23 protein-coding genes are annotated in these 26250 nt (G+C 42.2%); 15 read left to right on the top strand and 8 right to left on the bottom strand.

Going from position 1 to position 26250, the window contains the following annotated elements; translation table 11 throughout:
* The first annotated feature begins 45 nt into the window (after positions 1-45).
* Entirely contained in the window at positions 46-2886 is a 2841-nt protein-coding gene (glnE, locus tag VOI46_RS02690) for a bifunctional [glutamate--ammonia ligase]-adenylyl-L-tyrosine phosphorylase/[glutamate--ammonia-ligase] adenylyltransferase (RefSeq protein WP_138725022.1), read from the top strand.
* Positions 2887-3219: 333 nt separating this feature from the next.
* Here the strand turns inward: glnE and VOI46_RS02695 are convergent, their stop codons facing one another.
* The 3 genes from VOI46_RS02695 to tolC all read right to left on the bottom strand — a co-directional run bounded on the left by VOI46_RS02695 (position 3220) and on the right by tolC (position 6213).
* A complete protein-coding gene (locus VOI46_RS02695; protein WP_024031547.1) occupies positions 3220-3792 on the bottom strand; it encodes a toxin co-regulated pilus biosynthesis Q family protein in 573 nt (190 codons plus the stop codon).
* Positions 3793-3830: 38 nt separating this feature from the next.
* Positions 3831-4760: an LpxL/LpxP family Kdo(2)-lipid IV(A) lauroyl/palmitoleoyl acyltransferase gene (gene lpxL / locus VOI46_RS02700; RefSeq protein ID WP_054983765.1), complete on the bottom strand. Its 930-nt coding sequence runs from the start codon at positions 4758-4760 to the stop codon at positions 3831-3833.
* Positions 4761-4857: 97 nt separating this feature from the next.
* On the bottom strand, positions 4858-6213 hold the full coding sequence (tolC, locus tag VOI46_RS02705; protein ID WP_282338002.1) for an outer membrane channel protein TolC: 1356 nt from the start codon (positions 6211-6213) through the stop codon (positions 4858-4860).
* Positions 6214-6363: 150 nt separating this feature from the next.
* Here tolC and VOI46_RS02710 point away from each other — a divergent pair, with 150 nt between their 5' ends.
* From VOI46_RS02710 to VOI46_RS02755, 10 genes are all read left to right on the top strand, one after another.
* Entirely contained in the window at positions 6364-6990 is a 627-nt protein-coding gene (locus VOI46_RS02710; RefSeq protein ID WP_004587962.1) for an NUDIX domain-containing protein, read from the top strand.
* Positions 6991-7016: 26 nt separating this feature from the next.
* Positions 7017-7475 carry a DUF1249 domain-containing protein gene (locus VOI46_RS02715; protein ID WP_039972261.1) on the top strand — a complete coding sequence of 153 codons (459 nt, stop codon included), beginning with the start codon at positions 7017-7019 and terminating at the stop codon, positions 7473-7475.
* Complete coding sequence (locus VOI46_RS02720; protein ID WP_004587964.1) at positions 7462-8247, top strand: metallophosphoesterase; 786 nt, start codon at positions 7462-7464, stop codon at positions 8245-8247. The genes VOI46_RS02715 and VOI46_RS02720 overlap by 14 nt, the downstream gene beginning before the upstream one ends.
* Positions 8232-8801, top strand: coding sequence for a YqiA/YcfP family alpha/beta fold hydrolase (locus VOI46_RS02725; RefSeq protein ID WP_004587965.1), 570 nt, complete (start codon positions 8232-8234; stop codon positions 8799-8801). Before VOI46_RS02720 ends, VOI46_RS02725 begins: the two co-directional genes overlap by 16 nt.
* Positions 8802-8827: 26 nt before the next feature.
* Complete coding sequence (gene parE / locus VOI46_RS02730) at positions 8828-10717, top strand: DNA topoisomerase IV subunit B (RefSeq protein WP_004587966.1); 1890 nt, start codon at positions 8828-8830, stop codon at positions 10715-10717.
* Positions 10718-10747: 30 nt separating this feature from the next.
* Complete coding sequence (locus tag VOI46_RS02735) at positions 10748-11842, top strand: PQQ-dependent sugar dehydrogenase (protein WP_004587967.1); 1095 nt, start codon at positions 10748-10750, stop codon at positions 11840-11842.
* A gap of 10 nt (positions 11843-11852) precedes the next feature.
* Positions 11853-14147, top strand: a complete 2295-nt coding sequence (parC, locus tag VOI46_RS02740) for a DNA topoisomerase IV subunit A (protein ID WP_004587968.1) — start codon at positions 11853-11855, stop codon at positions 14145-14147.
* Between the two features lie 169 nt (positions 14148-14316).
* A complete protein-coding gene (locus VOI46_RS02745) occupies positions 14317-15030 on the top strand; it encodes a 1-acylglycerol-3-phosphate O-acyltransferase (protein ID WP_004587969.1) in 714 nt (237 codons plus the stop codon).
* The gene (rraB, locus tag VOI46_RS02750; protein WP_004587970.1) at positions 15030-15365 is read left to right on the top strand and encodes a ribonuclease E inhibitor RraB; all 336 of its coding nucleotides are present in this window, start codon (positions 15030-15032) and stop codon (positions 15363-15365) included. Before VOI46_RS02745 ends, rraB begins: the two co-directional genes overlap by 1 nt.
* A 681-nt stretch (positions 15366-16046) precedes the next feature.
* Positions 16047-17222: a polysaccharide lyase family 7 protein gene (locus tag VOI46_RS02755; RefSeq protein WP_004587971.1), complete on the top strand. Its 1176-nt coding sequence runs from the start codon at positions 16047-16049 to the stop codon at positions 17220-17222.
* 53 nt (positions 17223-17275) lie between these two features.
* Here the strand turns inward: VOI46_RS02755 and VOI46_RS02760 are convergent, their stop codons facing one another.
* Positions 17276-18247, bottom strand: a complete 972-nt coding sequence (locus VOI46_RS02760; RefSeq protein WP_004587972.1) for a zinc transporter ZntB — start codon at positions 18245-18247, stop codon at positions 17276-17278.
* Between the two features lie 278 nt (positions 18248-18525).
* Between VOI46_RS02760 and VOI46_RS02765 the strand changes: the two genes are divergently transcribed.
* The 3 genes from VOI46_RS02765 to VOI46_RS02775 are packed head-to-tail and all read left to right on the top strand — an operon-like array spanning position 18526 to position 20915.
* The gene (locus VOI46_RS02765) at positions 18526-18954 is read left to right on the top strand and encodes a RimK/LysX family protein (RefSeq protein ID WP_004587973.1); all 429 of its coding nucleotides are present in this window, start codon (positions 18526-18528) and stop codon (positions 18952-18954) included.
* 10 nt (positions 18955-18964) lie between these two features.
* Positions 18965-19870 carry a 30S ribosomal protein S6--L-glutamate ligase gene (gene rimK / locus VOI46_RS02770; protein ID WP_004587974.1) on the top strand — a complete coding sequence of 302 codons (906 nt, stop codon included), beginning with the start codon at positions 18965-18967 and terminating at the stop codon, positions 19868-19870.
* Positions 19857-20915, top strand: coding sequence for a succinylglutamate desuccinylase/aspartoacylase family protein (locus VOI46_RS02775; protein ID WP_024031557.1), 1059 nt, complete (start codon positions 19857-19859; stop codon positions 20913-20915). Before rimK ends, VOI46_RS02775 begins: the two co-directional genes overlap by 14 nt.
* Before the next feature lie 74 nt (positions 20916-20989).
* Here VOI46_RS02775 and VOI46_RS02780 read toward each other — a convergent pair whose 3' ends face one another.
* The 4 genes from VOI46_RS02780 to recQ form a co-directional block, all read right to left on the bottom strand.
* Positions 20990-21562, bottom strand: a complete 573-nt coding sequence (locus VOI46_RS02780) for a mechanosensitive ion channel domain-containing protein (RefSeq protein WP_004587976.1) — start codon at positions 21560-21562, stop codon at positions 20990-20992.
* A gap of 70 nt (positions 21563-21632) precedes the next feature.
* Positions 21633-23342 carry a BamA/TamA family outer membrane protein gene (locus VOI46_RS02785; RefSeq protein WP_004587977.1) on the bottom strand — a complete coding sequence of 570 codons (1710 nt, stop codon included), beginning with the start codon at positions 23340-23342 and terminating at the stop codon, positions 21633-21635.
* 146 nt (positions 23343-23488) lie between these two features.
* On the bottom strand, positions 23489-23773 hold the full coding sequence (locus VOI46_RS02790; protein ID WP_004587978.1) for a DUF3630 family protein: 285 nt from the start codon (positions 23771-23773) through the stop codon (positions 23489-23491).
* 7 nt (positions 23774-23780) lie between these two features.
* The gene (recQ, locus tag VOI46_RS02795) at positions 23781-25604 is read right to left on the bottom strand and encodes a DNA helicase RecQ (protein WP_004587979.1); all 1824 of its coding nucleotides are present in this window, start codon (positions 25602-25604) and stop codon (positions 23781-23783) included.
* Between the two features lie 134 nt (positions 25605-25738).
* On the opposite strand from recQ, the gene VOI46_RS02800 reads away from it, so the two are divergent.
* Complete coding sequence (locus VOI46_RS02800) at positions 25739-26194, top strand: thioesterase family protein (RefSeq protein WP_004587980.1); 456 nt, start codon at positions 25739-25741, stop codon at positions 26192-26194.
* Positions 26195-26250 lie beyond the last annotated feature (56 nt).

Below are 26250 nucleotides of genomic sequence, written 5' to 3' on the forward strand. Positions count from 1 at the left end.
TTAGTTATTCTAGTATGGTTAGCGCATATATAAAAGAGAGGATTGATGAGTAACAAAATGCAACTTCCTATTCAATTACAAAAACTTGGCTCAACACGCTTTGCACAGCTGTATCCGCAGCAACCTATACAAGAAGAAGTTGTAAAATTATGTGCTTTGAGCGACTTTGCTTTTCGCAGTTTAGAGTCGCAACCTCAACTAAAAGACTGGTTAATAAACCCCGATGAGCAATTTAGCCGAGATGTTCCCGCGCCATTCGACGGCCTTGACTTGCAGCAGGTAGATGAAAACCAGTGCAACAAAATTTTAAGACAGTACCGAGAAAAATACTGGCTAAAAGTAGCGTACCTCGATTTGTGTTGCGATAACCCAATCAGTGACAGCATTAAATACATAAGCCTATTAGCTGATATGCTTATTAATAGCGCAAATAGATGGGCCCATGCGCAAACGGCAAAAACAGCAGGGGAGCCTTTAGATGAGCAAGGTAACTCTTTGCCTTTAATGGTTTTAGGCATGGGTAAATTGGGCGGCCACGAGCTTAATTATTCATCAGATATAGATTTGATTTTTGCTTACCCGCGCAATGTACCGACCCAAGGTGGGCGTAAACGTATTGAAGCCCAAGTGTTTTACACCAAAGTAGCACAAAAACTGATTAATGCACTTAATCAAGTAACCGGTGATGGCCAAGTATTTAGGGTTGATATGCGCTTGCGTCCATTTGGTGAAAGTGGGCCTTTAGTGATGAGCTTTCACGCCATAGAAGATTACTACCAAGAGCAAGGGCGCGATTGGGAACGTTACGCCATGTTAAAAGGGCGGTTAATTGGCACACCCAATCAATATTGGGATGAATTTATACAGCTTTTAAAGCCCTTTGTTTATCGTCGATATATTGATTTTTCGGTGATCGAATCGCTGAGAAAAATGAAGCTTATGATAGCCCAAGAGGTTCGCCGAAAACGCCTGACCAACAATATAAAACTAGGTGCTGGTGGCATTCGCGAGGTTGAATTTATTGTACAAGCTTTACAAATGGTGCGTGGTGGGCGAGAAGCTAACTTACAAACCCAATCACTACTGTACGCCTTAGAGCAGTTAACGTTAAACCAAGCGATGGATGAGCAAGAAGCGAATGAGCTAAAGCGCAATTACCTACACTTACGTAAAGTAGAGCAATATTTGCAAATGTTTGACGATCAACAAACACAAACCCTGCCCGATGATGAGCTTAATCAAGAGCGCTTAAATTACTTACTCGAGTCTGAAAGCTTTGACCATACCATGAGCGAGATTGAGCAGGTCATGGCCAAAATTCACGATGAATTTTTATTGGTGATAGGGGAGGAAACTGTTCCCCTTGATACCTGCGAAGGTGCGTTTATAAGTACTTGGGATCATGGTGATGTTAGCTTTTTAAACGATATAAAAGAGCAATGGCAAGTACCACTTCATGATTTTAAACAACGTTTGAGTAAGGTAAATATAGGTAATCGTGGGCGAGATATTCTCGACAAACTAATGCCTTTATTGCTCAAACAGCTCAGTGACTTTAATGCCAGTGGTGAAACATTTACCTTGGTATGCCAAATTTTAAATAAAATTGTATCGCGTACTGCTTACCTTGAATTACTGTACGAAAACCAAGGTGCGCTAAAGCAGCTTGTTTTATTATGTTGCCATAGTAAATGGATAGGGGAGCATATTTCCCGTTATCCTATTTTGCTTGATGAGCTAATAGACCCTGCTGCGCTTTACAAACCTACGCCGTTGAGCGCCTATAAAGATGAAATACGACAATATTTTTTGCGTATAGAACACGACGACCTAGAGCTACAAATGGAAGCGCTTAGGCAATTTAAGCAAACACATCAATTACGTATTGCGGCTGCCGATGCAACTGGTGTGATTGATGTTATGAAAGTAAGCGATCACTTAACGGCTCTTGCCGAAGCTGTGGTAGACCAAGCCGTTAATATAGCGTGGTATAACACGGTTAAGCGCTTTGGCATGCCACCAAACACAGATGATGAGCACAAAGGCTTTGCCGTTATTGCGTACGGTAAAACAGGCGGCTTTGAAGTAGGCTATGACTCCGACTTAGACCTTGTGTTTGTGCATAATCACGACGGTAATAGCAGTACCAATGGCGATAAATCGATTACCTCACGACAGTTTTATTTAAAACTTGCACAGCGCTTAATGCATTTATTTAATACCCGTACCGCCTCGGGCATATTGTATGAGCTTGATACACGCCTGCGCCCTGAAGGCGCCTCTGGTTTATTGGCTATTAACTTAGAGAGCTTTAATCATTATCAGCAAACCCAAGCTTGGACTTGGGAGCACCAAGCGCTTGTGCGCGCCCGCGTTATATTAGGCCAAGATGAGCTAAGAGCGCGTTTTGCACAAATTCGTAAAGAGATATTATGTGCCCAACGCGATATAGATACACTTAAGCAGGATGTGCTTAAAATGCGCGAAAAAATGCGCACGCACTTAGCTAAGGGAAACTCTGAGCAATTTGATTTAAAACAAGATGTGGGCGCCATGACCGACATTGAATTTATAACTCAATACCTAGTGCTCAAAAACGCAAATCAGTTTAGCCAGCTAACGGTGTTTTCCGATAATGTAAGAATACTCACAGATGCTGCCGCGATTGGTTGTATCACTAAAACCCAAAAGCAGCAGTTAATCCAGGCGTATATTGATTATCGCTCACGTTACCACGTATTAAACCTAAATCAGCAAGGTCGCTTGGTGTCGCGTAAGGAGTATCAAACCGATATAGAAAGTGTAACGGCATGCTGGAATGCAATATTTGAACTAGGGCGTGTTGATCTTTGCGGATTGAAATTTGTTCAATCTAGGGACGATTAAATCGCGGCGCGAGGTTTGTAACCTAGTGGGCTAAGTAAAAACCGAGCAAAGCTTCCGCGTCCTGCTCACGCCCCTTACCTACATCCATGTAGGCAACAAAGAGTTTATCGCCCCTAGGCAGAACCCGAAGGGCAGCGCATGTTTGGCATTTATGCTGCGTTATCGCCTATTTATGTGGAATAACCACACTTCATAGGCTCTGTCTTGCCTAAAAACCAGACATGCTGCTGCAAATTCAACCATCAAAGTTCAACACGCCCTCGAAACATAAACACTAAAAACCCAAGCACAGGCTTGGGTTTTTATTATGTATGGTTTGGTTTATTTACGCTGCTAAGTATTAAGCTTTAAACAATTGCTGCGCACAAATTCAGAAGGTAATTCAGTGATCACCGCTGCGCGCTGTTTGTGGCAAAGGTAGGTATACACTTCGTATTCAAAGTCATCATTAATTGCGCGGCCAACTTGATAAAGCGCTGAGGTAAAACTGCTATCAACCCTAAAATGATCTTTTACAACGTAGTCTTTACTCAAATACCAATATAATTGAATACCTTCGCTTTTAGCGTATTGGTTAAGTACGTCTTTTAACGTTGAGCCGTTTTCAAAGCGTCTTGGTGCACTTGTTCCTGTCCAGCTAGCAGGCATCGGGTCAACGGCTCTGCCGCGCTCAGCTAAAACACGATCAAGTGTTTGCTCGGGCTTTTTAAGTTGTAATACAAACTTATCGCGCTCCCTATCGGATTTAACTTGGTTACGGATAGACGAATAAAAGCGTGAAAGTCCCTCGGCGGCTGCGTTTTTACTCTCTTTTATGTCAAACAATGGACCCGTACCAACTAACACATAGGTAGCTAGTAAGATTAATGCAACTGCTAGTATTAAATGCTTAACCCAAAACCACATAACTCATGCTCATTTATTATCATTATTTATTTATACCACTACTTTTTATAAAAAGAAGGGGTATTTTTATCTGGGCGTGTTTTAAAACGGCGGTGCAGCCACATGTATTGCTCAGGTGCAGCGTTAATTGATTGCTCAACGCGCTGATTTACACGTGTTACATCTGCTTTATCATCGCCGCTTGGGAAATTTTCAAGCTCAGGTACTATTTCTAAATGGTATTTACCGTGCTCATCACGACGACTAATTAGGCTCATGGTTTCGCAGTGTTTACTTGCTGCAAAAAGTAATGTACCTGTGGTTGTGGCTGTATCTGGCACTGCGTAAAAAGGCACAAATTCACAGCGGTTACGGCCGTAGTCTTGGTCGGGTAGGTAATAACACACCTTTTTATTTTTTAGTGACTTTAACAAGCCTTTTACGTCTTTTCGTCCAATTAAATACTCGTTAGAACGAAGGCGGCCATTGGTTGTAAAGTATTCCATGAGTGCATTGTTGTGTGGGCGGTAAAACCCCAGCCCTTGGCATTTGGTGCCCATAACACGACTCGCCATTTCTAAATGCAAAATATGCGGCACCAATAGCAGTACGCCTTTACCTTGAGCCTGCACGCGCTCAAAGTGCTCTAATCCTTTAATAGAGCCATACGCTTTTTTAACGCGCCACTGCGGCCACCACCAGGCCATGCCAGTTTCAACCATGGCAATTCCGGTGTTTTCCATGTTTTTTAGCACAAGCTGTTGTTGCTCGGCTTCGCTCATATCAGGAAAACACAGCTTTATATTAACCTCGGCAATATGGCGACGACGTTTCATAAATTTATGTACTAAGCGCCCCAATAACTTACCTAAGCTAAGCTGAATTTTTTGTGGCAACCACGAAATCAAATACAAAAAGAAAACGCCAATCCACGTTAGCCAATAACGAGGGCCTAAAAACGAGGCTTTAAAAGGAGATGAGGTGACCACAAAATACTCTCTAAAATAAAAACGCTAGTTTAACGCTTAGTGTTATAAAATACAAAAAGCCAGCAATGGCTGGCTTTAAACGCTACTTTTTAACTTATTAGGCTTTTTTTAAGCCTTGGTTAATACCCAGTAAATCGGCACTTGTTAGTGTACCTGCAGCTTGCTTTAAGCGAAGCGTAGATAACACGTAACGATAGCGTACATCAGCTAGGTTACGTTTTGCATCGTACAGGTTTTGCGTGCTTACAAGCACATCAACAATAGTACGCGTGCCTACTTCAAAGCCAGCTTCTGTTGCTTTAAGCGCACTTTGCGCTGATACCACAGCTTGCTCTAGAGCTTTGTAAGTCGCGATGTCTGATACAACTTGGTTGTATGAGGTAATAACGGTACGCGTTACGGCGCGGTAATTTGTTTCGTAATCTTGGCTGGCTGAAACATAAAACGCACGGGCTTGTTTAGTTGCAGCTACGGTTGCGCCGCCTGTGTACAGAGGAACACTTAAATTAACGGCAACCGATGTTGAGTCGGCACGTGGTTGGTCGTTAAAGCTTAAACCATTTATATTTTGGTCAGTTAAAGAATCACCGTAGCTGGCATCAAGTGTTAGCTTTGGGTAGTGGCCAGCTTTAGCAAGCGTGATCTGATCTTTAGCAATATCAACCGTGACTTTAGAGACTTGTAAGCTGATATTATTGTTCTCAGCAACTTTTACAAAGTCAGTCGATTTTTTAACCGGTTTTACTGTTGAAAATGTTTCGGTGTTTAAAAAATCAAGTTTTGCGTGGTACTTACCGGTTATTTCGCGCAGTTGCTCGCGTGCGGTTTCAACGGCATTACTGGCAATAATTTCTTGTGCTACTGAGTTATCGTATTGTGCTTGCGCTTCGTGAACATCTGTAATTGCTGTAAGGCCAACTGCGTAACGCTGTTTGGTTTGCTCTAACTGGCGTTCAATGGCACGCTTTTCGGCTTGCACAAATTCAAGGTTATCAATGGCGCTTAATACGTTAAAATAGCCTTCAGCAACGCGCACAATTAAGTTTTGTTTTGCGTTATCGTATTGCGCATTGGCTTGCAGCGCTTGTTTTTCGGCAATATCAAGTGTATTCCATGCGCCTAAGTCGAATAAGGTTTGGCTTAAACTAACACCACGCGTGAATTGGTCGGTATCGCTGTTTATTTTAACTTGGTCAGCTAAATCACCAACGCTCTGAAAAGAGGTAGAATCGCTTTTTTCATAGCCCATGCTTACGCCAATTTGCGGCAGTAATGCACTCATTGCTAAATCGCTTTCGTAAGATTGCGCATCTGCTTGGGCTTTTGCTTTTAAAACAGTGGGATCGTTAGCAGTAGCAATTTCAAAAACTTGCATTAAATCTTCAGCACTTGCTGTGGTTGTGCCTAATGCGCACGACAAACTAACGAGCGCTGCAAGGATGTTCTTTTTCATGTTAGGTTCAGTCCTTAGACAAATTTTGTACTAAAAGCATGGTAACGTGTTTTGCTTAATAACTAAAAAAGAAATTAGTAAAACTGTATGTTCAAATGTAACAGAATATATTAACAAACTTTAATCGTTTAAATAAGCGGGATGTATAATATGGCAGATAAAAGCTTGGTTCAATTTACACATAAAGATGTGAGCTTAAAAGCAGTTAAAAGTCTGTATAATGGCTTTTTTAAGGTGGATATGTATGAGTTTGAGCATAGCCTGTTTAATGGTGGTACATCGCAACTTATAAAGCGCGAAATACTAGAGCGGGGCGATGCAATCGCTGTTCTACCTTATGATGTAACTACGCAAAGTGTACTTTTAATAGAGCAAATACGTATTGGCGCTATTAACAGCAAACACTCGCCCTGGCTGCTAGAATGTATTGCCGGTATGACCGATGGCAGTACCGATTACGAAGGGGTGGTAAAAAAAGAAGCCTATGAAGAGGCTGGGCTTGAGCTTACTGATCTCGAATTTATGCTCTCTTACCTTTCAAGTCCGGGTGGTACCACTGAGCGCTTACATTTATACCTAGCACGTGCAGATTTAAGCCAAGTACAAAGTGGTGTATATGGCCTTGAAAGCGAAGGTGAAGACATTAAAACCCATATTTTAAGCCTTGATGATGCGCTTTCGCGCCTCAATAACGGTGAAATAGATAATGCGGCAACGGTAATCTGTTTACAGTGGTTGGCGTTAAATCGTGAAAAAATAAGCAGTAAGTGGACATAATTTTAACTTTTTAATACGGCGGTACTTTGACAGCACTTTTAGCAACCCAACGATATATTCAGAGCCTCCCAAAGTACATGACGCTTTGCGAGCATAATTACGTACGTCTTTCAAAACTACTACCTAAAGAGCGCAGCGCTAATAGTGTGCGTAAAGTTAAATTAGGTCATAGTGAATTTGCCATTATCATTGACGATAGTGCTAAGTACACACTGGATATTTCTATCAAACAGCTAACAGGGGTGGTTAAAGGCGTTTCTCCTTTGTATTTAACAGTAAGGCTTTATCAAGATGCAAAAGTGGCTGAAATTATTCACCACGATTACCATCAACGGATAAAGCCATCTTATGGTTATCCAAATCCTAAAATTCACCAAAAAGATGAAAAGTATCAACTTAATGCATTTTTATATGACTGGTTAGTAGCCTGTGTAGAGCATGGCCGAGCAGTACTAAACTGGGATATAAACAATGGCTTGGTTTGATGAGCATTATCACTTTAACCGCTCATCGCTGCGTGTTGCGCATATAACCGATAGCCATTTATTTGCCGACCCTAACGCAGAGTACTTTAACGTAAACACCGCCGCGCATTTTGCACAAGCATTAGCGCACATGGCCACGCAGTCATTAGATGCGGTTATATTTGGTGGTGATTTAACACAAGATCATAGTTTTGAATCTTATTTATTATTTGCTGAGCTTATTAATAACGCAGATTTGACCTGCCCAGTATTTTGGGTACCAGGCAATCATGATGAAATTGCCATGCTTAATCGCATCAGTGGTGGGCAAATAGTGTCAGCTAAACGCATTATCGCACAAGGATTTGAGCTGTTACTTATAAACTCAAAAGGCCCTACACCTGCAGGGTGGGTGTCTAGTGAGCACTTAAATGAAATCGCGGATTGTTTAGCAAGTTCGCAATCGCAGCATGTGGTGTTTTGTCATCACAACCCGCTTGCTATTAATGGCTACCTTGATAAACACATGCTTGAAAACGGCCCGCAATTATTAAACGTGTTAGTTAATAGCGCTAATGTAGCGGCGTTGCTGCACGGTCATGTGCATAATCACTATACGCAAACTTTTAGAGAGCTGAGTATTTATGCAACGCCCGCCAGTTCGGTGCAATTTACAAAAAATTGCCCGCAATGGCAGCAAGAAAGCCACGGCCCCGCTTATCGAATGTTGCATTTAACGACACAGGACAATGCTTTAACAGTTAAAACGGATGTTGTATGGTTAAACGCGTAATTTATATTCATGGCTTTAATAGTTCTGAAAAATCATATAAAGCTGTGCGCTTTGGCGAGCTTATGGCAAACTATGACGTTGACTATTGCGTACCGCGTTTAAATCACGAGCCCTTACAAGCTATTTTACAGCTTGAGCATTTATTAACGCCAGATACCGCGTTACTTGGGAGCTCACTAGGTGGGTTTTATGCCACCTACTTGTCGCAGCGTTATAACCTGCGAGCAGCATTAATAAACCCAGCAGTAGCACCGTTTAACTTATTAGCGCCGCTTATTGGCCACAATTATAATCCGTATCAAGATTATCATTATGAGTTAAATACCAGCCACATGGATGCTTTAAAAGCATTGTATGTGCCTAAATTAACATCCCCCGAATTGCTCTATTTGTTGCAGCAAACGGGAGATGAAGTGTTAAATTATCAACACGCAGTAAATTATTTTTCACAATGCAAACAGTTAGTTGAGTTTGGTGGCGATCACAGCTTTGTTGGTTTTGAACGCACCTTAGATAGTATTGTAGAGTTTCTTAAATTACCTAAAACAAATTAGCCTAAGCGCATATAAAGATAAAAATTATGAGTCAGCAAAATTATAACGCCGAAGCCATTGAGGTTCTCAATGGATTAGAGCCGGTAAAACGCCGCCCTGGTATGTATACCGACACGGTACGTCCAAACCATTTAGGCCAAGAGGTTATCGATAACAGTGTCGATGAAGCCATGGCGGGCCATGCCACTAAAATTGATGTGATCTTACACGAAGATAACTCTCTTGAAGTTATAGACGATGGCCGTGGTATGCCTATAGATATTCACCCTGAGGAAGGTATTCCTGGGGTGGAGCTGATTTTTACCAAGCTGCATGCAGGTGGTAAATTCTCTAACAAAAACTATCAGTTTTCGGGCGGTTTACACGGGGTAGGTATTTCGGTTGTAAATGCGTTATCGCACCGTGTTGAAGTAACGGTAAGGCGCGACGCTCAACAATTTAGAATGGCCTTTGAAAACGGCGATAAAGTTGAAGACTTAAATGTCATTGGCACTGTTGGTAAGCGCAACACCGGTACAACCGTTCGATTTTGGCCCGATGCGAGTTACTTTGACTCAGCTAACTTTTCAATTACTAAATTAAACCACCTATTAAAAGCTAAAGCGGTTTTATGCCCAGGCTTGCGCATTAAGTTTGTTAATAAGCAAACTAAAGAAACTCAAGAATGGTTTTACGAAACAGGCTTAAAGGATTACTTAATTGAAGCTGTTAAAGGCTTTGAAGTACTGCCAAAAGACCCATTTGTAGGCGAGTTTTCAAGCTCGATTGAAGGGGCTGATTGGGCTGTTGTATGGCAACCTGAAGGCGGCGAGTCGATTGCTGAGAGCTATGTAAACCTTATTCCTACCGCACAAGGTGGTACTCACGTAAATGGTTTGCGCCAAGGCTTACTTGAAGCAATGCGCGAATTTTGTGAATTTAGAAACTTATTACCGCGTGGCGTAAAGCTTACCCCAGATGATATTTGGGAGCGCTGTTGCTATGTGTTATCGGTAAAAATGCAAGACCCACAATTTGCCGGCCAAACCAAAGAAAAGCTTTCTTCTCGCTCATGTGCAGCGTTTGTATCGGGTGTGGTTAAAGACTCATTTAGCTTATGGTTAAACGAGCACACAGACACTGCAGAATTGCTTGCTGAACTGTGTATTTCAAATGCACAGCGCCGATTGCGAGCGGCTAAAAAAGTAGTGCGTAAACGCGTTACCTCAGGCCCTGCGTTACCCGGTAAACTAACCGACTGTAGTGCCGCCGATAACGACCGTACCGAACTATTTTTGGTAGAGGGTGACTCAGCAGGTGGCTCGGCTAAGCAGGCACGCGATCGTGAGTTTCAGGCAATAATGCCACTGCGCGGTAAAATTTTGAATACGTGGGAAGTTGAATCAGGGCAAATATTAGCCTCGCAAGAGGTGCATGATATTTCGGTGGCGCTGGGTATTGACCCAGACTCAACTGATTTAACCGGCCTGCGTTATAATAAAATTTGTATATTGGCCGATGCTGACTCGGATGGACTACACATTGCCACCTTATTGTGTGCTTTGTTTGTGCGTCATTTTCCGCAACTGGTTAAAACAGGACATGTATACGTAGCTATGCCACCGCTGTTTAGAATCGACATTGGTAAAGAGGTGTATTACGCCCTCGATGAAGATGAAAAAACAGGTATTTTGGCCCGTATAGAAGCAGAGAAAAAACGCGGTAAAGTAAACGTGCAACGATTTAAAGGGCTGGGCGAAATGAACCCGCTGCAGCTGCGCGAAACGACAATGGACCCAAATACTCGCCGCTTAGTGCAACTTACGTTAGATGAAGAAGAGCAAACATTAGAAATGATGGATATGCTACTTGCTAAAAAACGCTCGTCAGACAGACGCCAGTGGCTAGAAGATCACGGTAATAAAGCACAGGTATAATAAGCTTGTGTTTAACACTTGGAGAGGCAAATGAATAAAATACTAGGAAGTTTATTATTGCTTGGCTTAACAACAGCCCCAGCAATGGCAAAAGACATACTAGACAAACTCACCGTAGCACCTGGGTTTGAGGTAAGCTTATTTGCTGATGATGTGGAAAATGCACGCCAGATAGCAGTATCAAAAAAAGGCATTGTTTACGCAGGTTCGCGTAAAGCAGGAAATGTGTATGCGTTAATCGATCATAACAGTGATGGCGTAGCAGATAAAAAAATGGTGATTGCTGAGGGGCTAAATATGCCCTCTGGTTTAGCAATTAAAGATGGCGACCTATACGTAGGTGAAGTACACCGTATTATTCGCTTTAAAAACGTAGACACGCAGTTAAAAGACCCTAAATTTGACGTGGTTTACAACGCGTTGCCATCGGATCGTCACCACGGGTGGAAGTTTTTACGCTTTGCACCCACTGGCGAGCTTATTATTCCGGTTGGTGTTCCGTGTAATATATGCGCCGAAGATGAGCGTTACGGGCGTATTTTTGCACTTGATGTAGAAACCAAGCAAATTAAAACAATAGCCCAAGGGGTACGCAACTCAGTGGGGTTTGACTTTCATCCAAGCACGCAAGCATTATGGTTTAGCGATAACGGCCGCGACATGATGGGTGATGATATTCCACCTGATGAAATTAACCGCGTAAGTAAAGAAAACGAGCATTTTGGTTTTCCTTATGTTCACGCCGGTGCCATTGTAGATCCTGAGTTTGGTAAAGGTAAAAACATTAGCGACTACAGCCCGCCAGCGCTTGCGCTAGGAGCTCACGTTGCGCCACTTGGCATTCATTTTTATACCGGTAAACAGTTCCCGGGCTCTTACAAAGAGCAGCTATTTGTTGCTGAACATGGCTCGTGGAATCGTACTAAAAAGTCAGGTTATAAAGTGGCTGTAGCCAATGTAGAGCAAGGGCGTATTACTAAATACACGCCATTTATTACCGGCTTTATGCATAACGAAACAACCTTTGGACGCCCAGTTGCATTTGCACAATTAAATGACGGCAGTCTGCTAATAAGCGACGATTACGCAAACGTGATCTACCGCGTAAGCTATAAGAAAAACTAGGTAAGCTTTAATGAGTGATACAGATACCTTGCTAATGCAAGGAATTGAACAACAAACAATGGGGCGTTTTACCGAAGACGCCTACTTAAATTACTCTATGTACGTAATTATGGACCGTGCATTACCGCATGTTGGTGATGGTTTAAAACCGGTTCAACGTCGTATTATTTATGCTATGAGCGAGCTGGGTTTATCGGCCGCTGCTAAATATAAAAAATCGGCTCGTACGGTAGGTGATGTATTAGGTAAATACCACCCGCATGGCGACAGTGCCTGTTACGAGGCTATGGTATTAATGGCGCAGCCGTTTTCTTACCGTTACCCATTAGTCGATGGGCAAGGTAACTGGGGGGCAGCAGATGACCCTAAATCGTTTGCAGCAATGCGTTATACCGAAGCACGCTTATCAAAGTTCTCTGAGGTATTACTTAAAGAGCTAGGGCAAGGCACCGTTGATTGGACGCCAAACTTTGACGGCACTATGGACGAGCCATTAGTGTTACCGGCGCGCTTACCGCATATTTTGTTAAATGGCGTAACGGGTATTGCAGTAGGTATGGCAACCGATATTCCACCACATAATGTGCGTGAAGTAGCCAGTGCCTGTTGTTTATTACTTGATAAGCCTAAAACCGAGCTTGATGAGTTACTTGAGCTTGTGCACGCACCTGATTATCCAACCGACGCTGAAATAATTACCCCAAAAGCCGATATTCATAAAATATACAAAACCGGCCGAGGCTCAATTAAAATGCGCGCGGTGTATACTGAAGAGCATGGCGATATTGTTATTACGGCGCTACCGCATCAGTGTTCAGGGGCTAAAGTGCTTGAGCAAATAGCAGCGCAAATGAATGCTAAAAAGCTGCCAATGGTCGCTGATTTACGAGATGAGTCTGATCACGAAAATCCAACCCGTATTGTGATTGTACCGCGTTCAAACCGCATTAAAGCTGAGCCGTTAATGGCGCACCTATTTGCCACCACCGACCTTGAAAAAAACTACCGTGTAAACTTAAACATGCTAGGCCTTGATGGCCGCCCGCAAGTAAAAGACCTACGCAGTATTTTATCTGAGTGGCTAACGTTTAGACGCGAAACAGTACGCAGGCGCTTACAGCACCGTTTAGATAAAGTACTGGCACGATTGCATATTTTAGAAGGTTTACTTGCTGCCTTTTTAAATATTGATGAAGTAATTGAAATTATTCGCACAGAAGATAAACCAAAACCTGTGTTGATGGAGCGCTTTGATTTAACCGATACTCAAGCCGAAGCCATTTTAGAGTTAAAACTTCGTCATTTAGCAAAACTAGAAGAATTTAAAATACGTGGCGAGCAAGATGAGTTGGCCAAAGAACGTGACAAGTTAGAGCTAACGCTTGGCTCAGACCGTCGTATGTCAACGCTTCTTAAAAAAGAAATTCAAGAAGCGGCCGACATGTATGGCGACGATCGCCGCTCACCTGTTATTGAGCGCGTAGAAGCTAAAGCACTGAGTGAAAAAGATTTAATTCCTTCAGAGTCGGTAACAGTCGTGCTTTCTGATAAAGGCTGGGCACGTGTTGGTAAAGGCCATGACATTGACGTAGAAGGACTTAATTACCGTGCTGGCGATGAATACAAAGCCTCCGCTAAGGGTAAGAGTAATCAGCCTGCGGTATTTTTAGACTCAGCAGGGCGTGCATTTGCAACCGATGCGCACAGCTTGCCATCAGCACGTAGCCAAGGCGAGCCAATGACTGGGCGCTTTAACCTCACCACAGGGGCTAATTTTGAGCACGTGGTAATGGGTGAAGATAATCAAGTGCTACTTATGGCCTCTGACGCGGGTTATGGTTTTATTACTGACTTTAAAGACCTAGTAAGTAAAAATAAAAACGGTAAAGCCTTGGTGAGCGTGCCTAAGGGCGGAATTTTACTCTCACCAATCAGAGTAAACGATGTAGCAACCGATTACTGCATGGCCATTTCGAACGAAGGACGCATGCTGTTGTTCCCACTGCGCGACTTACCAAAACTGGGTAAAGGTAAAGGCAATAAAATTATCTCTATACCAGGGGCTAAAGTGCAAGCACGTGAAGAGTTTGTCAAAGTGCTGGCGGTGGTACCACAAGGCAGTAGCGTTACCCTTCATGCTGGTAAACGAAAGCTAACGCTTAAACCGAGCGATTTGGAGCATTATCATGGTGAGCGCGGGCGTAGAGGTAATAAGTTACCGCGAGGCTTACAGCGTGTTGATGAAGCAGTGGTGGAGTTTACGCCGGCAGATGAGCAAAATGATGACACATTAGTCGAAGAATAAACCCGAAATATACACCTCTAACGGCCTGCTTTTGCAGGCCGTTTTTGTTTATCCTGTATTTTTCAGCTTACAGCTGTTCGCTATTGTCTCGTGATCGTCATAAAATCACGTTATAATAGTGAAATATGCGTGGCTTATAGCGCATTGCACACACATTTTGGAGAGAAGTTTGTTAGCTGTTATACGTATTTTAATTATGGTGCTGTTTATATTTTTCAGCTGCGTGTTTGGGTTGTTATTGTCGATTGTGAGACCGTTTCACCCTAATAATGTGCATGTGATAGCCGGCTGGTTTGGCTCAATGGCTAAAATGTTAGGGGTTAAACTTGTCCTTAAACGCCACCCTGATGCGCTCAATACTGGCCCTGCGGTTTATCTATCAAACCATCAAAACAATTACGATTTATTTACTGTATCGGCTATGGTGCCTGAAAACTGCGTTAGCTTAGGCAAAAAAAGCTTAAAGTGGATCCCATTTTTTGGACAACTTTACTGGTTGTCGGGCAACATATTGATTGATAGAGCTAATCGCTCAAAAGCGGCAGGTACAATTTCAAAAGCCGCTGAAAAAATTAAACAAAAAGGCCTATCTATTTGGGTATTTCCCGAAGGCACAAGAAGCTATGGCCGAGGTTTACTGCCATTTAAAACCGGCGCATTTCACACCGCTTTAAGCGCAGATGTACCCATAGTGCCGGTATGTATGAGCACAACTGATAAAACTATTAAGCTAAACCGCTGGGATAATGGTACAATTTACATTGAAATGTTAGCGCCTATATCACTTGATAAAAAAGTGAGTGCCCGTGAACAGGCCACCCAAGTGAATAGTATTATGGCTGCTAAAATAACTGAATTAGATGCTCAAGCGAGAGATAAATAATGGAAAACTGGCGTGAAATAAGTGAAGACATCGTAAGTTCACTACTTGAAGATGGCTCTGATCCTGAAATACTTTATGAAGTTGAGCATCATTTTGTATGCGAAGATTTTAGCAAATTAGAGCAAGCGGCACTGGCTGCCTTTAAATTAGGCTACGATGTTGAAGAACCGGCAGAGCTTGAGCTAGAAGATGGCAGCAAAATTTGGAGCTTTGATATTGTAGTCGAAGCTGAGCTAGACGTTGAAGTTATAATGGAAGACGTTGATAAACTTGCAGCGCTAGCTGTTGAGTGTGACGTTGAATACGACGGTTGGGGCACTTACTTTCAAGAGTAAGGCGTTAGCTAGTTGATAAAGGCGAGCATTTATATATGCTCGCTTTTTTTGTGCACAGAGTAAACATGACTCTTTAAACCGCAGCCTATTTTCAGATATTAATTCATTTTTAGTGTAATGGCGCATTAATACCCCCCTTTATTTTGCCTTATTTAACGGCAAAAATTTAATACTTTTCGTGTTACCAATTTTATTTTTGTTATAACCAATTATTATCTTTCATATAAAAACTTAATTCTCCTTAATTTATTCATTAAAAGTTAAGCTTGTTCATATTCCTATTGGTAATAGGGCTTATTTCGACGTACTACTTATTCATTAAATTGAAAAAATATTTTTATTTATTGCTAACCTGTCCCTAATATATAACCTGTTGAATAGTTATAACTATTTACAAGTTATAAATGCAATATTTAATAAAACTAATACTTATTTGCTATTACATCCTCTGTTGACATATTGGTAACAAAAAATATAGCCTTTAGCTCGCCATATGGCATTAATATTGGTAAGGCCAATTTAAGGGTTTTAGATTGTTTTTTGTAACCCGAGTGTTCTTGCCAAATCTATTCATACACAAAAATAGAAACCTGTTTACACAGGGTGATCTAAGTTTTAGTGACTGACACAAAACTAGGTAGTTAGGTTATTTTTATATTCAGGTTTAAAGGAATAAAGATAATGATTAACCATAAAAAACTGTTTTTTTACAGCGCAATTGCGACAAGTTCAGCGCTATCTCATGCTGCAACAATTAATAATGCAGGCTTTGAAAGTGGCTTTAGTAATTGGAACGAAACCGACCCAGCAGCTATTTCTTCAGATGCTTACAGTGGCTCAAAATCGTTAAAGATTCAGGGCAGTCCAGCACGGGTTTATCAAGTGGTAGATATACAGCCTAACACTGAATACACCCTAAGTGCTTATGTGCTGGGTAAAGGGCAAATTGGTGTAAACGATTTAAATGGTTTATTTAAAAACCAAACCTTTAATGTTTCTTCGTGGACTAAAGTAACAAAAACATTTACCTCAGCAAACACCAATTCACTTCAGGTTTTTGCTAAACATTACAACAACACCAGCGATGTAAGGTTTGATAATTTTGCCTTGGTTGAGGGCAGCGGCAGTAATGATGGTGGCTCAGATGGCGGCAGCGATAACTCAAATGGTTCAACAATTCCTAGCAGCATAACCAGTGGTAGCATTTTTGATTTAGAAGGGGATAACCCAAATCCTCTCGTTGACGATAGCACCTTAGTGTTTGTGCCGTTAGAGGCACAACATATTACGCCTAATGGTAATGGCTGGCGTCATGAGTATAAGGTTAAAGAAAGTTTACGCGTTGCTATGACTCAAACCTATGAAGTGTTCGAAGCTACGGTAAAAGTTGAGATGTCTGATGGCGGAAAAACAATTATATCGCAGCACCATGCTAGCGATACCGGCACTATATCTAAAGTGTATGTGTCGGATACTGATGAATCGGGCTTTAATGATAGCGTAGCGAACAACGGAATTTTTGATGTGTACGTACGTTTACGTAATACCAGCGGTAATGAAGAAAAATTTGCTTTGGGTACAATGACCAGCGGTGAGACATTTAACTTGCGGGTAGTTAATAACTACGGCGATGTAGAGGTTACGGCATTCGGTAACTCGTTCGGTATACCAGTAGAGGATGATTCGCAGTCATACTTTAAGTTTGGTAACTACCTGCAATCGCAAGACCCATACACATTAGATAAATGTGGTGAGGCCGGAAACTCTAACTCGTTTAAAAACTGTTTTGAGGATTTAGGCATTACAGAGTCAAAAGTGACGATGACCAATGTGAGTTATACGCGCGAAACTAATTAATTAGTGACTTATTATGGCCACTCAATTGAGTGGCCATAATAAAAAACTTTATTTTATAACCATTTTTTATTTTTAAAGTACACGCCAATACCGCCAGTAAGCACAATTAAAAAAATCACAAATGCACTAAATGCATAAGGGTTTTCGGTGCCAGGTATGCCACCTACATTTACCCCTAAAAGGCCCGTTAAAAAGCCCAGTGGTAAAAAAAGTGCAGCCACAACCGACATTACATACATGCGTTGATTTAATTGCTCAGACACCTGGTTAGTAATGGTTTGCTGAATAATTTGCGCACGCTCTATGGCGCTATCTAGCTCTTCTAAATAACGAATAAGTAAGTTAGTGGTTTCGTTTAGCTTTGCTTTATCTTCATCTAAAAGCCAAGGGTAATGGTTATTTACCATTAAACTCAACGCTTCTTTTTGCGGTTTTAAGTAACGTTTTAAGGCAATAGTTTGACGGCGTAGTTGAGATAAACCTTGGTTATCAAACTTTTTACTTGGCTCGTCTATTTCTTCTTCAAATTCATCCAGGGTTTCATCAAGCGTATCAATGACACTTTGCATGCGTGATGTCAGTTTTTGCGTAATAGAGCCGACCAACTCTGATATTGAGCATGGGCCGTGGCCAACATTAAGCTCTGCTAATATATCTTGAATCGAAAGTAAGCGACGTTTGCGCGTTGTGATAACCACAGATTCGCTAATAAATAAACGAATTGACACCATGTCCTCAGGGCTTTGCGCTGGGTTTAAATTTACACCACGCAAAAACAGCATATGGCCATTAGTACTAGGTGTTAAGCGAGGGCGAGTTTCATCAGCAATAAGCGAATCAAGCTCAAAGTCGGTAAGGTGAGCCTGGCTTTTAAGCCACGTTACTGCCTCGCTTTGGCTGTAGTCCATATGTATCCACAGTTTACCTTGGCTAGGGTGCCAGTTATTTAAATCGCGGGTGTTTTCTATGGCGTGCGCGCCGCCTTTTTCATCAAGCACCAGTGCATGCAGTAAACCATTAATCATATTTTAAACTCATATAATAGTGTATTTTTAATATAGTTAACTATAGTGTATCTGCATAGTGCTTTACAAACTTACCTTAACTTTTAATAAGTTAGCCTTAAGGTAAAACCTATATGCAGGCTTTAATTGCTAAATAAGGCACTAAACAGCAAGGCGCGCATTGTGTGATTAGTTCCTATAAAAGATCAATTTAATTTACTCATCGACTAGATAAATTTATTTCGCTGGTGTTTTTTGCGCCGTAGCGTATAAGTCACTTTTTTATTAAGGGCACATTTATGACAGCAAAGTTAACTGTTGGTTGGCGTGAGTGGTTAAGTTTACCCGAGCTTGGCATCGAAAAGATAAAAGCAAAAGTTGATACTGGCGCCCGCACTTCATGTATTCATGCAATTAACATTGAAGAGTACAAAGAAGGCGAAGAAAAGTGGGTAAAATTTATAGTCCAACCATTGCAAGATGACGAACACACTCAGGTTGCTTGCACTGCAAAGGTTAAAAAAATTAAGGCGGTAACCAGCTCAAGTGGGCAAAAAGAGTTACGGTACTTTATAGAAACAAGGTTGTCTGCAGGGCCCCATAGTTGGCCTATAGAAGTTACTTTAACGAGTCGGGCAACCATGAAGTTTAGAATGTTATTAGGGCGTACAGCCATGGAAAATCGTATAGTCGTTGATCCGGCTTTATCTCATTTATTAGATAGTTAAGGTTTTAACTATGAAAATTGGTATTTTATCTCGCAACAGAAATTTGTATTCAACGCGTCGCTTAATTGAAGCGGCAGAGGCACGCGGTCATGAGGTAAAGGTGATTGATGCGCTTCGTTGCTATATGAATATAAACTCAGAGCAGCCAGAAATTCACTACCGTGGTGAAAATTTAAAAGATTTTGACGCCATTGTTCCACGCATTGGTGCTTCGGTGACGTTTTATGGTTGCTCTGTTTTACGTCAGTTCGAAATGATGGGGGTTTATCCTGTTAACGAATCGGTGGCTATTTCTCGTTCGCGCGATAAATTACGCTCACTTCAGCTGTTATCACGTAAAGGCGTAGGCATGCCGGTAACCGGTTTTGCCAGCAAACCAGATGACGTTAAAGACTTACTAGAAATGGTAGGCGGTGCTCCGGTGGTTATTAAATTACTTGAAGGCACACAAGGCATTGGTGTTGTACTTGCTGAAACACGTAAAGCGGCTGAAAGTGTTATTGAAGCGTTTATGGGTTTAAAAGCCAATATTATGGTTCAAGAATACATTAAAGAAGCCGGCGGAGCCGATATTCGTTGTTTTGTACTTGGTGATAAAGTAATAGCGGCCATGAAGCGCCAAGCGCAAGAAGGCGAGTTCCGCTCAAACCTTCACCGTGGTGGTAGCGCTACATTAGTACGCATTACCCCAGAAGAGCGTAAAACCGCCGTTGCTGCAGCAAAAGCAATGGGCTTAAATGTAGCGGGCGTTGATTTACTTCGCTCATCTCGTGGGCCGTTGGTAATGGAAGTAAACTCTTCTCCAGGCCTTGAAGGGATTGAAGTGGCAACAGGCAAAGATATTGCCGGTATGGTGATTGATTTCATCGAAAAAAATGCTGCTATTAAAGGAACCGCAACCCGTGGCAAAGGTTAAAATTAATCGTCCTTTTACCTTATTAGGTGAAAGTGTTGGCGTGGGCGAGCGTAAAACCCTTGCCTTAGAGGCTGCTAAACTTTACACCCATTCACCGCTTAATATTCCTATTGAAGTGGTTAATGGTGTAATGGAAGGCCCAGTGCTGATGGTGTGTGCCGCTATTCATGGTGATGAGCTAAATGGTGTAGAAGTTGTACGTCAGCTGCTCTCTAAAATAGATGCAAGCCAACTGCGCGGAACCATAATTGCTGTGCCAATTGTTAATGTGTTTGGCTTTATTCATAAATCACGTTATTTACCCGATAGACGTGATATGAACCGCAGCTTTCCGGGCTCTGAGCGTGGATCGCTTGCGGGGCGTATGGCACATATGTTTTTTAATCAGGTGGCGGTACATTGTACCCACATTATTGATTTACATACGGGGGCGATTCACCGTACTAACTTACCGCAAATACGCGCTAACTTAGATGATGAAGCAACCGCTGATATGGCCAAAGCATTCGGCACACCAGCGGTTATAAATGCATCCCTTCGTAATGGCTCATTACGTAGTGAAGCCGCTAATTTAGGTATACCGGTTATTACTTACGAAGCCGGTGAAGCCTTACGCTTTGACCCTATTGCTATTGCAGCAGGTGTGCAGGGTGTGGATTATGTGATGCGGCATTTAAAAATGATCCGCGGCAAGCGTCCTAAAAAACTGCCCGATCCTATTATTGCAGGGTCTACAAGTTGGATACGCGCTGAGGTAGATGGCATTGTACGTGCGCAAGTATCGCTAGGTGAACACGTAGAAAAAGGCCAAGTGCTGGCGTACATAAGTAGCCCATTAGGTGATGCCGAGCTTGAGCTTTTAGCGCCTAAGGGCGGTATTGTGATAGGCCAGCAAACTATGCCACTAGTAAACGAAGGGGATGCGGTATTCCACCTTGCTTACTTTGCAAATGATAACAGCTTAGTAGAGCAGCAATTAGAGCATTTTATTGATGAAATAAATGATTTAGATGAAGAGCTTAAAACAGCTGAGCTAAATAATTAGCACTATGTTAGCTAGTAAAAAGCCGCAGTGAGGTTTGCCTTACTGCGGCTTTTTTACGGATATGACTTTTAAAACTATGTCTTTTTAGGGCCAATAATCCGTTTTATTACCGGTGCCTTTGTAGGCTTAGGTTCTTTATTTAATACCATAACCGGGCGTGTCACAAACAGGTTATTAGGGTAAACAACTCGGTGCCCATCCACATGCTCAAGTAGCACGTTCATTAAACCTAATTCGACAATGCGCCCTTCTATATGGTTTGCGCCATCAACAATACGCACCCAATTTCCCACATGAAAACCATTTTGAATAAACATGAGTAAAAAAGCGGTAAGGTTACTAAGCAGCGACCAAGCGGCAAATAAAGCGACCCCGAGCATAGCAAATAAGGATGAGCCCAAAACTAATAGCCCGCGCAGCTCTATACCCCAAAATATAAGCACTAAGCACAGTACTACAAACGCGAGTATTATTTTTAATAACAGCTCCGCTCTAAATTTACGATGAACATCTACTTTTCCTTTTATGGCTTTTTCGAGCAACTTTTTAGTGACTTTTAATAAAAGAGGAAAAAGTAAAATGGCGATAAGGGTAACAATCAATTTATATTGCGTACCCATTAGCTCTAAAAGTGCAAACAATTCCAAAGTGTGATCCCGTACTTTTTTTAGGAAAATTTAAAGCGCTAGTGTAACGCTTTCGTTTATTGCTCGCTATTTAAAAGGTGTTTTTAACACTTACGAGCCACTGCACCGAATCAACATCGTCGTAGCTATCAAGCGGGGCGGCAATATCAAGGTGGATCATGGTGCCAGAGTTTGCTCTGCTAGGTGCTAAACGTAAACCCACACCAACATTTTTTAAAACATGATCGTTCTCGCCGTTGTCTTCATCGTTAAACCAAGCGCGGCCAACGTCAACAAAGCCCGCTGCACCGACTTTAAATAGCTGCAGTAAATCGTACTCCCAGTAATAGCGTTTTTCTAAGCTGACTAAAAAGCTTCGGTCGCCATGCTGGTAATCCATAGGATAGCCACGAAGGCCCGTTTCGCCGCCAAGTGTTAGCTGCTTATCGGCGGTTAGGTTTTTAGCATACTGGGCACGGGCTTTAACAAACCAGGATTGGTTTTCGCTGGTATTTAAGTAGTACTGCACTTCGCTGGTGGCTAAAAAATTTTCTAGTTGTTTTTGCTCTTTATTCCAATAACCATCCACTTGAGCACTAAAACGCCACAGCGTTCTGTCGGTAGTAAAGTGCGCTTTTTTAGCTTTTAACGAATACACGGCTCTGCTGTCATCATTACTTAGTGATTCATCTGAGTAGCCTAATAGGGCTTTAATATTCCACCCTAAATTTAAATCTTCGGTGCGCGAAATACTGTCAAAATTACGCACTTTTATATAACTGTCTTCAAACCAATGACCACTCACATAGGGATAACTTAGTTGCCTGTTTTTGGCCAAGGGAGCAAAGGTTGTTTCTATTTCTGCAAAGCTGTCTTCTTGGTTTACATAGCCAAGCGTTAAGCGCTGTGTCCAGCTATCAGATAATGCTTTAGAGTGGCCTAAAAAAGCGCTAAAAAAATCGGTTGTTTGATCAAACTCGCTGTATTCATCACCACGGCGATACAACGACTCTTCTCGCTGTTCAGAAAAGCTTTTAATACCATAGCTATAAGGTGTATCTATGGCGTAAAACGGATAGGTTAGCTCTAATAAGTGGCGTTTTCCGTCACTGTTGTCGGCATACTCTAAGCGCCCGCGATACCGGCTAGATAATATATTAGGATCGTCATAAACAAATAAATAACCATTACGATCGCTGTCGGTAGTGCGTGAAAACGACAAGCGCTTGCCCCAACCCAGTAAATTGGACTCGCGAAAGCCAATACTCGATTTATTTTCGCCACCGCTGCGACTAAAGCTTATTTCGGGTAGTAAAGTCCATAAATCGCGAGTTACCACCGTTACATCTACGTTGCCGTCGCAGTTTTCAACCGCGCTTATTTGCGCATCATATAAATAGTTTTGTTGGCGTAATAAACGCTCTGACTCAGCGAGTTTTCTGGCATTGTAATTATCGCCTTGTTTAAATAACAAAATATTACTAATAACGCCTGGCTCGGTTTGAATATGCGCGCGGTTGGCAAAACGAAAAAGCGCGTTATTTTCCTCCTCCAGCTCGGTATTAAAAACGTTAAGTTGTTTAAGGGTAATTGAGGTTATTTGGGCGTCGCTGCGACTATTAATCAGTGTGGTTTTATCTTCAACCTCACGGCGTAAATTATTGCTTTTGTCTGAGTGAGTTTGCACAGCGGAGCAGGTGTTAGTTTTATTGGGTGGTTGTTGTGCAAAGGCCTTAGGCGCACTAAAGCTTACAAGGGCTAAGCTTATACAACAGTGTGCAATCCATTTTCTATTCACCATTCAACCTCTTCAATACTACAGCAAATATGAGTCGTAATATCAGCTTACATCATTGTTATTACAATGTAAGTAAAAGGTATGGATTTTGAAACTAATTAATTGTTACCGTTATGCACCTTTGTTAATTAGCGCATATGCGAGGCGTTTTAGCTTAAGTAAAAAGCAAGGGCTGCTAATAAGTGCTCGGCTTCTAGGCCTTCGCCATTAATCCAAATACTTTCGCTGTAGTGTTCAAAATTTAAATTAAAGGTTTGCTGTTGATAGCTAAAGCGCAATTGATGACGGTCAGCACCCCCTGCGTAGTCAATAATTGTTATTTCATCTGCGTGTAAAAACAGCGTGCTCCACAGCTCAAAGTCTTCATCGTGTGGGGCTTCTATAGGGCTTATAACAATGCATTTATGGGCGTGATTGTATTCAATTTGGGTCATAGTTTACTTAATTGCTAGCAAGGTAATTACGAATGGCCGTTAAAAATTCGCCGCCATATTTATTGAGTTTGGTAAAGCCAACGCCCGACACCTTTAAAAATTCGCTGTCGTTGGTGGGCATTAATTGCGCCATTTCGGCTAAGGTTTTATCGTTAAATACAACGTACGGCGGTACATCGTCGGCATCAGCGAGTTCTTTACGCAGAGCCCGTAAGCGGGCAAATAGTTTTTTGTCGTAGTTAAACTGCGCCAGTTTATCTTGGTATACGTGTTTAGCTTGTAAGCGCGGCTCGGCAAGCTGTAGGGCGTATTCACTTTTAAGTACAGCGCGTGCTGCTTCGGTTAAGCGCAGCGAGGCACCTTGGGTAATATCTTGGCTTAACAAGCCTTGGTGTATAAGTTGGCGTAATATACTGAGCCAAAATTCACTGCTTTTGTCTTTGCCTATGCCATAGGTGCTGAGTTCGTGGTGGTTGTTGTCGCGTATGCGGCTGGTATTAGCCCCGCGTAATAATTCTACAATATAGCCTAAGCCAAAACGCTGCCCAGCTCGATACACACACGAAAGCGCTTGTTGCGCTACTAATGTGCCATCAAAGCTTTTTGGTGGGTTAATGCAAATATCGCAGTTACCACATTGCTCGCGTTTATACTCGCTAAAGTAGTTTAATAGTATTTGCCGGCGGCATGTTTGCGCCTCGGCAAAACTGGCCATGGCATTAAAGCGTTGTTCTTCTACGCGGCGGCGTTGTTCATCGTCTATGTCTTCAAAAAAGCGCCTAACGCGGCCTATATCGGCGGGATCAAAATACATAATGGCTTCTGCGGCTAAGCCATCACGCCCAGCGCGGCCGGTTTCTTGATAGTAGGCTTCAATACTTTTTGGAATATCGTAATGCAGAACAAAACGCACATTTGGTTTATTTATGCCCATACCAAAGGCAACGGTCGCAACGACTATTTGAATATCATCGCGGGCAAATCCGGTTTGCACAAATTGGCGTTGCTCGTTGCTCATGCCTGCATGGTACGCGGCGGCATTTAAACCTGCATCAGCGAGTTTTTCGGCAATGTCATCAACGCGTTTACGGCTAGTGCAGTAAATAATGCCACTTTGATTTTTTTGCTCTTTTAAATAGCGCAGTAGTTGCGCCATTGGCTTGAACTTTTCTTCGATGGTGTAACGAATATTCGGTCTGTCGAAGCTGCCGGTATGTATATAGGGCTGTTGTAATTTTAATTGCTCAACTATATCAAAACGGGTCGCTTTATCGGCCGTGGCGGTCAGTGCCATCATAGGTACATGGGGAAAGCGCTGCTTAAGCTCATTTAATCTAAAGTAATGAGGTCTAAAGTCATGCCCCCAATGCGATACACAATGTGCTTCGTCAATTGCAAATAAGCTGATATTTAAGTGGCTGAGTCGCTCGGTAAATTCATGCTGAAGCACTTTTTCAGGGGCAACATACAGTAATTTTATTAGCCCTTGGTGCAATTGTTGGTACACTAATTGTTGCTCTTCGCGAGCCAGGCTATTATTAATGTAAGCGGCTTTAACACCTAATGCTTGCAGTTGCGTTACTTGGTCTTGCATGAGCGAGATAAGCGGTGAGATTACCACAGTAACCCCTTCGAGCACTAACGCTGGTACTTGGTAACACACTGATTTACCGCCGCCTGTAGGCAGTAGTACCAAAGAGTCTTGGCCATTAATGGCCGCGTCGATCACCGCTTTTTGGCCATCACGAAACTCGCTGTAGCCAAACACTTGTTTAAGAACCGTGTCGGGCTTGCGGACCAATGTGCTAGGTGTAGGGGTTAGAGTATTCATCGGCGGCTATTTTAGTGGTTTTTTTATAGGATGTCTTTAGCTTAGAGGTAAATGATTTAATTAGTGTCTCGTGGTTTTGCTTCAGGTATGCTTAACTCATCGTACCAGTGTTAATTTAAACATAGAGAATAATAATGAATAAAGAAATGTTAATTGAACAAGTTGGCGCACTGTTTGTAAATGGCATGCCATTTAATCAGTTTTTAAATATCTCGGTAGAGTCGCTCAGCCCTGAGCAAGCTAAAATTACCTTTCCCTGGCAGGATGTATTTATAGGCAATCCTGCGCAAAAAATTCTTCACGGCGGTATTATATCGGCGGTGCTCGATAATGTGGGCGGCATGCTTGCAGCAGCCAGTGTTATTGATAAACTAACCGAGCTCGATATCCCTAGCGTACAGCAAAAGCTGGCTACCTTAGGCACTATTGATTTGCGCACAGATTATTTGCGCCCTGGCAAAGGGGAGACATTTACAGCCAGTGCTACTTTGATCCGCTCTGGTAATAAAGTGTGTGTATGTAGAATGGAGCTACACAATGAAAAGGCAATCCAAATCGCCTTTGGTACAGGTACGTATTTAGTAGGTTAAAGCTGCTAATTACGTACGGCTAAAATAAAAAGCTTTGCCTTGCGCTGAGCTTTAGT

Origin of the sequence: Pseudoalteromonas sp. CuT4-3 (genome assembly GCF_035666335.1) — a bacterium.
In the GTDB taxonomy this organism is placed as follows: domain Bacteria; phylum Pseudomonadota; class Gammaproteobacteria; order Enterobacterales; family Alteromonadaceae; genus Pseudoalteromonas; species Pseudoalteromonas atlantica.